Origin of the sequence: Bacillus sp. 1780r2a1 (assembly GCA_024134725.1) — a bacterium.
Taxonomy (GTDB): domain Bacteria; phylum Bacillota; class Bacilli; order Bacillales; family Bacillaceae_H; genus Priestia; species Priestia aryabhattai_A.
The window spans coordinates 2,939,155-2,953,605 of sequence record CP099863.1; the positions used below are offsets into that span (position 1 = coordinate 2,939,155).

The window sequence follows — 14,451 nt, forward strand, 5'->3', positions numbered from 1 at the left end:
ATAGTAAACTCTCTTCAATATCGTACCACGCTTGAAAAGATGTCTTTTTCCTTACGAACAAAAAACGCCAAGTATAACCGCTAAAAACCCGGCTATTTCTCATGACGTTTTTATTATAAAAATGCAACAATTATACTCTATAACTTTAGAATTCTAGCTTTTTAACCATTTTTATTAGAAGTATCCAGCACTTCGCTTATTCGCATTGTGCATTGGATTCATAGGCATCATGGACTTAGAAGGCATCTGTACGTTTTCACCTTGTACAAGTGGTGCATTCATACCTTGATTCATTGCAGGCATGAAATTGTTAGGCTTTTGCCCACACCCACAGTCTGCTCCTCCTGACATTGACATCCCATGCATTGGTGGCATTTCTGGCATTGGCATTCCTTGCATTGGCATTCCCTGCATTGGCATTCCTTGCATTGGCATTCCCTGCATTGGCATCCCCTGCATTGGCATTCCCTGCATTGGCATTCCCTGCATCGGCATTCCCTGCATCGGCATTTCCTGCATCGGCATTCCCTGCATCGGCATTCCCTGCATTGGCATTCCCTGCATCGGCATTCCTTGCATCGGCATTTCCTGCATCGGCATTCCTTGCATCGGCATTCCTTGCATCGGCATTTCCTGCATCGGCATTCCCTGCATCGGCATTCCCTGCATTGGCATTCCCTGCATTGGCATTCCCTGCATTGGCATTCCCTGCATTGGCATTCCCTGCATCGTTTGATTCATTCGAAGATCGTGCATTGGAGTTGGTAAACTTCCATATACATGTTTCATTTATAGGGCTCCTTCCGTTACTATTACCGTTTTAACATATTCACCTGTCTTTGCGTTTGAATTTCGTCCTATTAAAAATGGGCAACATATTAAAACTTGGGCAATCGACTTGTTTATGTTTATACTAGATAGCAAACTATTGAAAGAAAGGACGTTTATGATGGCTAATCCAATCATTGTATTACTTCGAAGAGATTTTCGCCTCGTAGATAATCCAGCTCTATATCACGCTTGTAAAGATGGCCTAGCCATTCCTGTTTTTATTTACGATGAAGAGGATTCTATAGGGAGTGCATCAAAGTGGTGGTTACATCATGCTTTAGAAGACTTTAAACAATCTATTCAAGAATGTGGAGGTTCTTTAGTTATTCGAAAGGGCGCTCGATTAGAAACAATCGAATCCCTCATAAAAGAAATAAAACCTATCGCCATTTATTGGAATACTAGCTATGAACCAGAATTAAGGCGGCAAGAGCAGCTTTTAATTTCCCTCTGTGATAAGTATGGGATTGCAGATCGTCAATTTGAAGGTTTTTTATTACAGGAGCCTTCTTCGATAAGAAAAGCAAATGGTGAACCATACAAAGTTTTTACCGCTTTTTATAAAGTTTTGCGAAAATCTCATATACCTGCAGCTGTTCCAAAAATAACAAAAGTAAAAGCAATTCCATTTTCAATTAATTCTTGGGAAATAGCCGAATTAAATCTCTTACCAACTATTCCATGGGCAACAACAATTAACGATACATGGACACCTACTGAAAAAGGTGGAATTAGCGTTTTTCGTCAATTTTTAAAACACAACCTTAAGTATTATGAGGAAGGAAGAGACTTTCCTTCTAAAGAAATTCATTCCAAGCTTTCACCTTACTTAGCATTTGGTCAGCTGTCAGTAAGAGTTCTTTATCATTACTTGTTGTCTAAGATAGAAAAAGTAATGCATCCAACCTTTACTCATCAAGCTGAAACGTTTATTCGACAGCTAGCATGGCGTGATTTTGCTTATCATTTGTTGTTTCACTTTCCATCCACTATTACAGAGCCTCTCAATGAAAAATTCATGAATTTCAACTGGAAAAATGATGTGGCAAGCTTACGCAATTGGCAACATGGCCAAACGGGCTATCCACTTGTAGATGCAGGAATGAGACAGCTGTGGAAAACAGGGTTTATGCACAATCGAGTTCGTATGGTCGTTGCTTCTTTTTTAGTGAAGCATTTATTAATTCACTGGCATTACGGTGCGGAGTGGTTTTGGGATACACTTGTAGACGCGGACTTGGCTAATAATACATTGGGATGGCAGTGGGTAGCTGGTTCAGGAGCCGATGCTGCCCCTTATTTCCGAATTTTCAACCCTATCACCCAATCTGAGAAATTCGATTCGAATGGCACTTATATAAAGAAATGGCTTCCTGAGTTAAAAAACGTACCAACTAAATATATTCATGAGCCTTGGAAAACACCAGAAAGTGTGCTTCAAGAGATTAATTTAAAATTAGGAGAAGATTATCCACTTCCTATTATTGACCATAAATTTGCACGTGAAAGAGCTTTACATCATTATCACTCTTTAAAAGAAGAAACCCAAAAATGAGACTTTGTATCTATCGAAAGAGCCTCACTTTTGGGTTTTCTTTCTACCAAGAACTGTTTAGAATGAGGTATAATATAATATAGAGCCTATATTTCACCTTACGGAAGATTGGAGTGATTCGATGCCTGTTTGTTCATCTTGCGGTTATCAAGAAGAATATAATTTTTGCAGAATGTGTGGTACACCTGTAAAATATCAATTTAACGAAAACCAAGCTTTATCTTTTCATCAGCTAAAAGATCGAATCATTACAGATAATATGCGAGATTTAATCACCGTTGTGGACCAGCATGGGCATTTAATTTATAACTCCCCTTCTCATTTATCCGTATTAGGTTATTTACCAACAGAAGAAGGACAATCTTTAAACTTTAATGTAATACACCCTGATGATATAGATCAGATACGACATAAATTACATCAAGTGTTTTCATTGAAAGTTGAAATGAGTGCAGAATATCGTTTGCTAAAAGATGACGGTTCTTATATTTGGGTTGAGGGTCGAGGAACTCCGTCTGTAAAAGATGACAAGGTTAGCTATGTTGTTATTACTGCTCGTGATATTCAGGCTCGTAAAGAAGCGGAAGAGCATTTAAAGCAAAGCGAAATCCGCCATCGCTTAATTCTCTCACACACCCATGATTTAATTTGTGTGGTTGGAACTGATGGCTGCTATGAATATGCTTCCCCTTCTTACCAGTACACACTCGGCCTTTTGCCTTGTTCCTTAATCGGAAAGGATGCACTTCTTCATGTACACGAAGATGATCATGAAAAAGTGGCAACTGGAATAGAAAACATGATGGTAACAAAAACAGCAAGTACTTTTCATTATCGAAAACTACGTGCTGATGGTACTTCAATCTTACTTGAAGGAAAAGGCGTACCTATTGTTAATGATGGAAAAGTTGAAGGTTTTGTGTTCGTCTCTCGTGATATAACAGAACAGCGAAAACTTGAAGAAATGATGAGAAATGCTGAAAAATTATCAGCAATTGGGGAATTAGCTGCAAGTATTGCTCATGAAATTAGGAATCCTTTAACTACAATTAAAGGTTTCTTACAACTGTTTAGTGAAGAATATCAAAGTGCTCAAGATATTGCTTATCGTCGCATGATGCAAAATGAAATTGATCAAATTGAACAAATTGTAAATGAATTTATGAGTTTAGCCAAGCAAGAAGTTCAGCCTTATGAGCATATTGATTTACTTGCTTTATTACAAGATGTGACAAAACGTTTCTCTCAAGCATGTATACATCAAGGAATTTCAGTAGTTTATGAATACGATACTACCTATGATAACTTTGTCATTTATGGACAACCGCACCAAATAAAGCAAGTATTTATACATGTCATTCAAAATGCAATAGATGCGATGCCTCTAGGGGGACAAATTACAGTCGCTTTCAAAAAGATAAATGAACAACACGTTACTATTCAAATCACTGACAATGGTTGTGGCATGGATGCTGATCGAATAAAAAAAATTGGTCAACCTTTTTATACAACAAAAGAGCGTGGTGTCGGATTAGGCTTGACTATTTGCAATAAGGTCATACATGAACATAAAGGTACGCTTAGCGTAAAAAGTATACTTCAAGAAGGTACAACGATTGACGTTATGTTACCGATTGCACATGTTGACACTAATTCCATTTTAATGTTAAAAACCCCGACTACTTAAGTCGGGGTTTTTAACATTAAAACAGCTGAGAATATAAGCTATATTTATACAAGAAATAAATGATAAGACCTATTGCTATGTAAAAGATAAGCTGTTCTGAAGGTTTTCCTGTTTCGTATGTAAGAGGCGATTTTATTTTCTTTCGTACAATTGGCCAAAATAAAGGCACACCTCTTTTGGAAAAGAAGTCTCCTATTACATGAAAGATATAGCCACAAGCTATACCAAACAGCCATTCATATGGATATAGCTGATATAAATAAAAAATAAGGCCACAAACAAGAAGTGAATGTGTAATTCCACGATGCCCAAAAATACCTTTTATTACTTTTGCAAGCCCAAACGATCTTCGCCCAACGTACGAGTTAGGCTCATCAATATCGGGGAGCAATGAGCCAATAGCAATCCCTACTACGTACGGAAAAGTAAAAGAGACATCTGTTTGAATCGCTACTCCTGCACCGGCAGCAATCGATGTTGCAATATGTGTATGGTATCTCAAATATGCCACCTTCTTTCTTATTCAGTTTATGAACGAAAACCAAAAACAGATACATACGTTCGCTCATGGTTAACTATAAGTGAAGGTAGCAAAATTGTCAAAGAAATCTCAAACTATGACACTTGCATACCGATTAAACCTACAGCCATTATTAAAAAGCCAATTAAGGCACGCTTTCCATTTTGCTTTGCTTGTCCATTTTTATTCATAATGGCGTACACAAATGTGCAAGCATACAGTGCAAAAGCTAAAAATCCTAATATTGTGACGTACATAAACATGTTCTTTTCTCCTTTATCACCAGTGTATCTTTTTAGCATAGCTTCTTCGAAATAGAAAATCTAGCCTTTATACGAAAACTCCCTTTATTTTTCTCACTCATCATGAACATACTACTTAAAAAGGAGAGCGAAAAATGCATACAGAACAATTAGAAGATGTCTTTGACTACTATGGATTACAACCTTTATATCATAAGTTTCATCATTCGTTTCAAACAATGGGATTATTTCAATCCATCTCCCGCAATATGATTGAAGATTTTTTAGACACTTACTCTTGTGAAACATTTAATACTTTTTCCTTTGAAGAGTTTTGCTTTTTGTTTTTAGACTACAAATATTACGTTCAGGATAACCTTTCTTAGGATCTGGCTTTTTACTAAATTTGACTAAAAGGTCCTTTTTCTTTTGCTAGCTTTCTAGTATACTAAGTTTAAGAAACCGTTTTCATAAAACTTAGTAAAGGACTGATACGATGATTACATTTTTACTTTCATTTGTGCTATTACTCATCGGGTACTTAACTTATGGAAAAGTAGTTGAACGCGTATTCGGAGTTAAAGATTCTCGACCAACTCCTGCCTATGCAATGAAAGATGGCATTGACTACGTACCGATGAACAATAAGAAAAATTCGTTAATTCAACTACTAAACATTGCCGGTGTTGGTCCCATTTTTGGACCTATTATGGGAGCACTTTATGGTCCCGTAGCATTTGTTTGGATTGTAATTGGAGCAATTTTTGCAGGTGCTGTACATGATTATTTAACCGGCATGATTTCCATTCGAAACCGTGGTGCTCATATTCCTGAATTAGCTGGAAAATTTTTAGGAGCTTTTTCAAAGCATATTGTAAACGGTTTCTCTATTTTGCTACTCGTTTTAGTCGGAACTGTATTTATTACATCACCAGCTGCATTAATTAATGACTTAGCGAATGGAACCATTCCACTGACTATCATCATCTTTGCTATCTTTGCTTACTATATTCTTTCTACAATTTTACCAATTGATAAAATTATTGGACGCATTTATCCAATCTTTGGTGCATTTCTAATTATCAGTGCAGTTGGTGTAGGAGCTATGCTTGTTATAACTGGAGCACCTATTCCAGAGCTTTCATTTACAAACATGCACCCTGACAATATTCCAATTTTCCCACTCTTATTTTTAACGATTTCTTGTGGTGCATTATCAGGTTTTCACGCCACGCAATCACCTATTATTTCACGCACATTGCAAAATGAAAAATCAGGGCGTAAAATTTTCTATGGCATGATGATTGCAGAAGCTGCAATTGCAATGATTTGGGCTGCGGCAGCTATGAGTTTATTTGATGGTCGTGATTTAAATAGTATTATTAGCAGTGGTGGTCCAGCAGCCATTGTATCTGAAGTATCGACATTAATGCTTGGTGCAATCGGAGGTACGCTTGCCATTATTGGCGTCATCATTTTACCTATTACATCAGGTGATACGGCTTTTCGTTCCGCTCGTATGATTATCGCAGATTACCTGAATTTTTCTCAAATTAAATTACCAAATCGTTTAATCATTTCTGCACCATTGTTTGTTATTGCATTTATCTTAACTAAAATTGATTTTACACTGCTATGGCGCTACTTCTCATGGGCTAACCAGTCAACAGCAGTTATTGCCCTATGGATCGCATCGATGTATCTCATTGTAAAAGGAGCTAACCATTGGATTTCAACGGTTCCAGCGTTATTTATGACGATGGCAACGACAACTTACATTATGAATGCACCAATCGGCTTTAATTTATCGATAGACATATCTTATATAATCGCATTTGCGGTAAGCATAATCTTTTTATTCTTATTCTTTAAAAAAGCAAAACAAAATATCGCAAACGGCTTGGAAATTGACTACACGCATCCAAAATCACCAAACCAAGCAGCAGGGTAACAAAAGAGCTAGCTCCCATAAAATTAGGGAGCTAGCTCTTTGTTATTTATTGAATTACAGTCCTAGTGAGATGTATTTTACTTCCAAGTATTCTTCAATTCCAAAGTGACTTCCTTCTCGACCAAGTCCACTTTCTTTAAAACCACCAAACGGAGCTTGCGGTGTTGATGGAAGACCGTCATTTAAACCGACAATTCCATATTCAAGTGCTTCTGCAATACGGATTGCCTCTGAAATATTTTCAGTAAATACGTAAGCTGCTAAACCGAATGGCGAATTGTTCGCACGACGAATTACTTCTGCTTCATCTCGATAAGTAGCAATTGGAGCAATCGGTCCAAATGTTTCTTCATACATACAAAGCATTTCATCTGTAGCGCCTTTGACAACCGTTGGTTCTACAAATAAGCCGCTTCCTTTTGTTAAAACAGATCCACCAGTGACAACATCGCCACCTTTTTCTACTGCATCATTTAACTGCTTCTGAACTTTTTCTAACGCTTTTTCGTCAATTAGCGGCCCAATATCTGTTCCTTCCTCTAAGCCATCACCAATCTTTAGTTGGGAGACTGCTTGTGCAAACTGCTTTGTAAATTCCTCTGCGACCGTTTCGTGCACATAAATACGATTCGTACATACGCACGTTTGACCAGCATTGCGAAACTTAGATGCGATGGCATTTGTTACTGCTTTATCTAAATCTGCACTTTCTGTTATGATAAACGGTGCATGTCCCCCAAGCTCAAGTGATACTTTTTTCATTGTATCTGCTGCACCTTTCATCAATAGCTTCCCAACAGCCGTTGAACCTGTAAATGACAGTTTACGAACACGACCATCTTCCATCCAAGCTTCACCAATTGATTTCGCATCTCCGGCAACGACGTTAATTACGCCTTTCGGAATACCTGCTTCCGCTGCTAGTTCAGCTAAGCGCAATGCAGTTAAAGGGGTTTGTTCAGCCGGCTTAATAACAGCCGTACAACCCGCTGCCAAAGCAGGCGCAATTTTACGTGTAATCATTGCAGCTGGAAAGTTCCAAGGTGTAATAGCCGCGATTACACCAACTGGTTGTTTATGAACAAATAAGCGTTTGTTAGGAGCTGATGCTGGAATTGTTTCACCGTATATTCGCTTACCTTCCTCTGCATACCACGATACAAATCCATTCGCATAGCCGATTTCACCTTTTGCTTCTTTTAGTGGTTTTCCCTGCTCAATTGTCATTGTTTCAGCCAGCTCGTCCGTATACTTCTCGATTAGCTGATGCCACTTCATTAATAATTTCCCACGTTCTTCTGCTGTTTTCTTAGACCATTCTACAAACGCTTCGTATGCTGCATCCGCTGCTAATTTTGCTTCTTTAGCTCCACCTTTAGCAACTGAAGCTACGACTTCATTTGTAGATGGATTTACAACGTCAAACGTTTCAGACGTTTTTACCCACTCACCGTTAATATATAAACTTGCTTGCTTCATGAATGATCACTCCTTTAATTAATTTTCGCGTCAACCGAGCTGTCAGTATCGTTTACTTGTATTTCTTCGTCATTGCTATGATAAACCCCTTTGTTCATCTTAATAAAGAAATATGCTCCGATAAGCGTCCATCCTAATACCATAACCCACTCATATGGCCAAATAAGAGCAGCAGGCATGCCAGGCATATATAATGCAATAAATCCAATGCTAAAGATGACACCTAACCAACCGACAAAAGTTGTTTTTCCAGCTTTAAATGGACGATTCATCTGTGGTTCTTTTTTACGTAAAGCTACAAACGATAATGCAACCATTAAGTAAGCTATAACGATCCCCAATCCACCTGCATCTACAATCCATACAAGTGCAGGTCTACCTAATAGTGGAGCAAACACTGCTAATGCCCCTAAGAAAATAACCGCATTGGAAGGAGTATTATATTTAGGATGAAGGCGACCAAACCAAGATGGTAACATTCCATCTTGTGCCATCGCATAAATAACACGGCTTCCTCCGATAATGAATGCGTTCCAGCTTGTCACAATTCCTGCAATACCACCAATAATTAGAATTTTCCCGAATAATGGTGAATTAAACGCTGCAGCCATCGCATCAGCTGTTGCTAACTGCGAAATTTCTAAAGCACCCTTATTTAGTGACATGCCTACACCTAAAGCAATTAACATATAAAATACAATTGCAGCACTTACAGAAATAATTAAAATCTTACCAATTTCTCTTGCTGGTAAATTAGCTTCTTCTGCTACTTGAGGAATAACGTCAAAACCAACGAATAAGAAAGGGACCATGACGAGTACGGTCATAATGCCACCTGCTCCACCAATAAATAATGGTTCCAAATTCTTTGTATCTCCATTAATCCCTGAGCCAAAAATTAAAAGAATACCAATCCCCACAATGGCAACTGTTAGTACAACTTGTAAAAAGGCTGCTGTTTTGAGACCGAAATAGTTGATGGCTGTTAAGATAACGGCTCCTACACTTCCAACCAATACCCACGTTAGGTAAACATCCCAGCCATTAATTGTCCATAAATACCCCGTTTGATAGTTTGGAATTAAATAGTCTAGGACAGTGGGAAGCGCAACTGCTTCAAACGTTACTACAGATACATACCCTAAAACGATTGCCCATGAACCTATAAACGATGCCTTTTTTCCAAGACCTCTTTTTACAAATACATGCTCTCCGCCTACTTTTGGCATGGCTGATGCTAATTCAGCATAGGTAAGTCCTACAAAAATAACAAGTAGTCCTCCCACTAAAAAAGCAATTAATGTTCCTAATGATCCAGCCGAATTTAGCCAAGTACCTGATAGTACAACCCAACCCCAGCCTAACATGGCTCCAATAGCTAAACATAATACATCAAATTTCGATAATACCTTATCCAATTGCTTAGGTTGCTTGCTCATCTCCTTCATCCATCCCCTCTAGATACTTCCTTATTTTTCGATTCGCTTGTGATTGACTAATCCCTAATTGTTCCGCAACTTTGTAAGAAGATTCGTACTTTTCATAAGCTTCGACCACCATTTTTCTCTCTATTTCTTCTACGACTTCTGGCAATGTACGATTGTTTTTATGAACTGAAAAGTCCTGTTGGAATGGTAAATCTTTTAGCGTTACTACGTTATCACTTGTAACGACAAGACGCTCAATCATATTCTCAACTTCTCGCACATTCCCCTTCCACTCCTGTCTACTAAACGCATCTAATGCTTTTGGTGAAAGCTCCACTTTGCGGTCATACACTGCATTAAAATGATTTAAAAACTGATAGACCAGCGGTAAAATATCTTCTGCCCGTTCACGTAAAGGAGGAATTGTGATGGGGACTACATTCAAACGATAATATAAGTCTCTTCGAAATAAACCTTTGTCCACCATCGCCTCCAACTCTTGATTGGTTGCAGCAATAATGCGTACATCTACCGGAATTGTTTTACTTGAACCGACAGGCCGAATGGTGCGGTCTTGAAGCACATGAAGCAATTTGCTTTGTGCTTGTAACGATAGCTCACCAACTTCATCTAAAAACAAGGTTCCTCCGTTTGATAGCTCGATAATACCTTTTTTTCCTTCACGGAACGCGCCTGTAAATGTACCACCTTGATAGCCGAACAGTTCCGATTCAATTAACTGATCTGGTAAAGCTGCACAGTTAATTTCATAGTAAGGAGCATTCTTTCTAACGCTTAGCTGCTGAATTAATTTTGCTACCCTACTCTTTCCAACACCTGTTTCTCCAAGTAAGAGAACGGTTGTATGAACAGAAGCAATTCGTTGAACAATAGCAAATACTTTCTTCATTGCTTTGCTGTTGGTTACAATGCCCTCTAGCTCTATAGAATCGGACATCTCTTTTTGATAACTCTCTAGCTGCTCTTCCATCTGTTCTACTTTATTTTTCAACTGCATTAAATCCGTTAAATCACGGGAATAGCTAATGACGCTTTTCAATTGCTTACTTTCATCAAAAACGGGACGAGTCCGAACATGCAAATACCTACCTGAACTTGTTTTTTGTACAAGCTCTAGCGATGTGTGGGATTCAATGACCTGCAGCGTTGCTGAGGGATAAAAAATCCCCATTTCTTGAAGTTCCTTTACGTGCTTTCCAATAAACTCTTCCGCTTTCAGATGGTAATTTTTTTCACACTGTGAATTTACCATCACGACATGGCCTTGCGCATCCGTAACAAACACTTCATCAAAGGATGACTCAAAGATATCGTAAAGTTCTTGATTCATATAAGACATATTCTCGCTGTTGCTCATTAACTAAATCACCTTTTCATCAAAAATAGTATTCATTTATTTTATCAGAAAAGTTTGGTAACGAAAATGATACTTCTATTAAGAGACAAAGGACAAGGAAGTGACCCTTGTCTCATCATTTTTGTTTACGCATTGACAAGTTGTTGTACACTTGCTACCAACGATTCTTCCACAATTTGCAGCCCTTCTTCAAGCTGTTCATCTGTGATGACAATCGGCATTAAGAAACGAAGCACATTGCCATAGACCCCTGCACTCAGCAACAATAACCCTCTCTTATTTGCTTCTTGCACAATTTTTTGTGTTAATTCTTTATTTGGCTCTTTTTTAACGCGATCTTTTACTAATTCTACGGCACACATCGAGCCAAGACCTCGAATATCTCCAATGACATCATACGTTTCACTCAGCTTTTCAAAACGTTCGCGAACAGCCTTACCAAGGACCTCACTGCGCTCATTTAACCCTTCTTCTTCAATAATATCTAGTACAGCTAATGCTGCTTCACACCCTAAAGGACTTCCGCTATACGTTCCACCAAGTTCTCCAGGATTAGACTCGTCCATAATTTCAGCTCTGCCAATGACACCACTAATTGGTACGCCGGCACCTAGTGATTTTGATACTGTGATCAAATCCGGCTCGACATCAAAGTGTTCAATTCCAAAATAACGACCTGTTCGTGCAAAACCGGCTTGAATTTCATCTGAAACAAATAAAATTCCATTTTCTTTACATACATTATATACTTCCTGAACAAAGCGTTTTCCAGGAACGATGAAACCACCTTCTCCTTGAATCGGTTCCATGACTACTGCTGCTACTGTTTCAGGTGCTACTTCATTATTCAAAAAGTTTTTAAACTCTGAAATGATGTAGTCCTCATAAGCTTCTTCAGTCAACCCTTCTGGTCTACGATATGGATAAGGATAAGGAGCTTTATATACCTCTGGAGCGAATGGTCCAAACTCGAATTTATAAGGTTTCACCTTACTTGTCATCGTCATTGTCATTAGTGTACGTCCATGGAAACCACGAGTAAACGAAATGATGCCTTGACGTTTTGTATATTTACGAGCAATTTTTACAGCATTTTCCACTGCTTCAGCACCGCTGTTTAATAATAATACCTTTTTGTCAAAGTTTCCTGGTGCAATAGCTGCTAATCGTTCACACAATGCTACGTACGATTCATACATCACTACATTAAAACCTGTATGGATAAATCGATCGACTTGCTTATGGAGCGCTTCTTTTACTTTTGGATGTCCATGACCGACATTAATTGTTCCGATAGCACCAACAAAATCGATAAACGTGTTGCCGTCAACATCTGTTACTAACGCACCTTCTGCTCTTTCAGCAAATGTTGGAATACCATAGCTCACACCTTTTGGCACAGCTTTATGTCTACGCTCTAATAGTTGTTTTGCGTTTTCACCCGGAAAGTTTTTATCTACCTGACTGAATTGTCTGCTCATTATAATCTTCCTTTCACTAGTTGATTTCCTCACGTTTTTAATATGCAAGAAGCGTGCCAACTCTAAAAGTTTAATTTTTTCGACATTTCTGAACAATTTTCTCTTTCTTTATAAGTCAATAACGACTTAATTAAGTCGTTTTCGACTCACGTGAAGCTTTTATTCTTCTAAACTAGCTGTTGCCACGTTTATCCACTCCTCGCTATAATAAAGATAAAAGCTATATATTGCTAAGAGCATACAATACATAGGAGGGATAAAATGCTTGAGGGATGGTTTTTGTGGTTCATTATACTATGGGTTGTCATATTAGTTAGCTTGTTTGCAATCGGTGGCTTTTTTATGTTTCGAAAATTTTTAAAGCGGTTACCAAAGGAAGATGGAAAGTCAATTCTTGATTGGCAAGACTATTACTTAGAGCAAACGATTCATTTGTGGTCTAATGAACAAAAACAATTATTGGAGACGCTTGTACAACCTGTTCCTGAGCTATTTCGCGACGTAGCTAGGCAAAAAATTGCCGGCAAAATCGGTGAACTTGCACTTCAAGAACAAGCTGCAAGTATTACGGAAGATTTAATTATTCGAGGATACATTACGGCAACTCCAAAACGAGATCATAAGTTTTTGTTAAAAACATTAAAAGCTCAACGTATCGATCACGCTCCGTACCAACATTTATTTGAATAACCAAAAAAGGTGTCCCTTATGGACACCTTTTTAAATCATTTTATTCATCAAGTTATGCTGTAGCTGTTGCTCAAGTTTTTTATACGAGCGATACATTGCAATGCGCCATGGTACAATCATACCGAATGCTAATATCCAGAACATTCCCCCAAGAGCGCCTACATCAATTGTTGAGCTTAAATATAGTTTCATGACAACGCGAATGAGTAACAATGCAATAATCACAAAAATAAACGCCTTTGACTGTTTTAAGTAAATATCATCATCACGTACTTCAAACTTTGATGTTTTTATTAGAAATAATGAAAAGAACAGACCGACTATCAAGGCCTCTAAAAATTCAGCTCCAGTTACTCGAAAAACTGGAAAAATAAACATCAATGCTCCCGTGCTCATAAAAAAAGGTGGTAAAATGATTTTCTTAGCATTTACCGGCTTTTCAGATGCTTTCATCCTCATAAAAATAATGAATGAACCCATTAAAACAGCAAAAATCGTGGACGCATAAATCAAAGTAACCCCTTCTTTACTCATAATATATTTCCTATTATAAAACAACTGCAAAAGAATGTGAAATCTTGTCTTATTTTAAATGCGAAGGATCGTTTTTCGTTTTTTGTTTAGACTTTGCTTTTTGCTTTTTCATTGCTTTTAATAGGAAGCCACCTTTAAATTTACGAGGCTCGTATGAAATAATAAATGCTCTCGGTTCATATTCTTCAATAAAGTCTAATAGCTCTTCTTCACGACTTCTTTTTGTTAAAATATCTAAACGATAACGTGCGCTATCTCTTCCTTCACCTTGATAAACCGTAACTCCAAAACCTTCTTGACGAAGGCGGTTAATCAGTTCTTCATTTTTTGTCATTAAATTCACTAAAAATGTCGTATACCCAATTGCTAAGCGTGACTCGATATATCCACCTAATATAATCCCAGCACCAAACCCTACAGCATACACAATCATAGCTACAATACTTTGGTCACCTGAAAAGACGAGGGATAAACCAAATACATATACTAATGCTTCTAGAAAACCAAAAGCCGAGGCGTACATACTCATTCCTTTTACTAGAAAAATAGTTCGCAACGTTAAGATTGGTACATAAACTAGTTGCAAAATCAATATTAAAATAATCTCTTTCACTTCTACACCTCTTTTAAATTACAAATTTCACGGTTTCATTGTATCACTCTCTATATCGTTAAG

The 14,451-nt window shown here is 37.8% G+C and carries 14 protein-coding genes; 5 read left to right on the top strand and 9 right to left on the bottom strand.

Going from position 1 to position 14,451, the window contains the following annotated elements; all coding sequences use genetic code 11:
* Positions 1–174 precede the first annotated feature (174 nt).
* Entirely contained in the window at positions 175–789 is a 615-nt protein-coding gene (locus NIZ91_14760) for a hypothetical protein (protein USY54007.1), read from the bottom strand.
* Positions 790–949: 160 nt separating this feature from the next.
* On the opposite strand from NIZ91_14760, the gene NIZ91_14765 reads away from it, so the two are divergent.
* Together NIZ91_14765 and NIZ91_14770 are read left to right on the top strand one after the other, a co-directional pair.
* Positions 950–2,386, top strand: coding sequence for a DNA photolyase family protein (locus NIZ91_14765; protein ID USY57180.1), 1,437 nt, complete (start codon positions 950–952; stop codon positions 2,384–2,386).
* A 121-nt stretch (positions 2,387–2,507) separates the two neighbouring features.
* Complete coding sequence (locus NIZ91_14770; protein ID USY54008.1) at positions 2,508–4,073, top strand: PAS domain S-box protein; 1,566 nt, start codon at positions 2,508–2,510, stop codon at positions 4,071–4,073.
* A gap of 16 nt (positions 4,074–4,089) precedes the next feature.
* On the opposite strand, the gene NIZ91_14775 is transcribed toward NIZ91_14770, so the two are convergent.
* Together NIZ91_14775 and NIZ91_14780 are read right to left on the bottom strand one after the other, a co-directional pair.
* Positions 4,090–4,575: a metal-dependent hydrolase gene (locus tag NIZ91_14775; GenBank protein ID USY54009.1), complete on the bottom strand. Its 486-nt coding sequence runs from the start codon at positions 4,573–4,575 to the stop codon at positions 4,090–4,092.
* Positions 4,576–4,688: 113 nt separating this feature from the next.
* A complete protein-coding gene (locus tag NIZ91_14780) occupies positions 4,689–4,856 on the bottom strand; it encodes a hypothetical protein (GenBank protein USY54010.1) in 168 nt (55 codons plus the stop codon).
* 134 nt (positions 4,857–4,990) lie between these two features.
* Between NIZ91_14780 and NIZ91_14785 the strand changes: the two genes are divergently transcribed.
* Complete coding sequence (locus NIZ91_14785) at positions 4,991–5,221, top strand: hypothetical protein (protein ID USY54011.1); 231 nt, start codon at positions 4,991–4,993, stop codon at positions 5,219–5,221.
* A 110-nt stretch (positions 5,222–5,331) separates the two neighbouring features.
* A complete protein-coding gene (locus NIZ91_14790) occupies positions 5,332–6,786 on the top strand; it encodes a carbon starvation protein A (GenBank protein ID USY54012.1) in 1,455 nt (484 codons plus the stop codon).
* A gap of 54 nt (positions 6,787–6,840) precedes the next feature.
* Here the strand turns inward: NIZ91_14790 and NIZ91_14795 are convergent, their stop codons facing one another.
* The 4 genes from NIZ91_14795 to gabT all read right to left on the bottom strand — a co-directional run bounded on the left by NIZ91_14795 (position 6,841) and on the right by gabT (position 12,554).
* On the bottom strand, positions 6,841–8,265 hold the full coding sequence (locus NIZ91_14795; GenBank protein USY54013.1) for an NAD-dependent succinate-semialdehyde dehydrogenase: 1,425 nt from the start codon (positions 8,263–8,265) through the stop codon (positions 6,841–6,843).
* A gap of 14 nt (positions 8,266–8,279) precedes the next feature.
* Complete coding sequence (locus tag NIZ91_14800) at positions 8,280–9,704, bottom strand: APC family permease (protein USY54014.1); 1,425 nt, start codon at positions 9,702–9,704, stop codon at positions 8,280–8,282.
* Positions 9,688–11,070 (bottom strand): sigma 54-interacting transcriptional regulator, encoded by a 1,383-nt coding sequence (locus tag NIZ91_14805; protein ID USY54015.1) that lies wholly within the window; start codon positions 11,068–11,070, stop codon positions 9,688–9,690. The genes NIZ91_14800 and NIZ91_14805 overlap by 17 nt, the downstream gene beginning before the upstream one ends.
* A gap of 125 nt (positions 11,071–11,195) precedes the next feature.
* Positions 11,196–12,554: a 4-aminobutyrate--2-oxoglutarate transaminase gene (gene gabT, locus NIZ91_14810; GenBank protein USY57181.1), complete on the bottom strand. Its 1,359-nt coding sequence runs from the start codon at positions 12,552–12,554 to the stop codon at positions 11,196–11,198.
* Positions 12,555–12,812: 258 nt separating this feature from the next.
* Between gabT and NIZ91_14815 the strand changes: the two genes are divergently transcribed.
* The gene (locus tag NIZ91_14815; GenBank protein USY54016.1) at positions 12,813–13,241 is read left to right on the top strand and encodes a DUF2621 domain-containing protein; all 429 of its coding nucleotides are present in this window, start codon (positions 12,813–12,815) and stop codon (positions 13,239–13,241) included.
* Between the two features lie 30 nt (positions 13,242–13,271).
* Here the strand turns inward: NIZ91_14815 and NIZ91_14820 are convergent, their stop codons facing one another.
* Both NIZ91_14820 and NIZ91_14825 read right to left on the bottom strand, forming a co-directional pair.
* Positions 13,272–13,775: a cytochrome c biogenesis protein CcdC gene (locus NIZ91_14820; protein USY54017.1), complete on the bottom strand. Its 504-nt coding sequence runs from the start codon at positions 13,773–13,775 to the stop codon at positions 13,272–13,274.
* Positions 13,776–13,824: 49 nt separating this feature from the next.
* Positions 13,825–14,388: a DUF2179 domain-containing protein gene (locus NIZ91_14825; protein ID USY54018.1), complete on the bottom strand. Its 564-nt coding sequence runs from the start codon at positions 14,386–14,388 to the stop codon at positions 13,825–13,827.
* Positions 14,389–14,451: the final 63 nt, after the last annotated feature.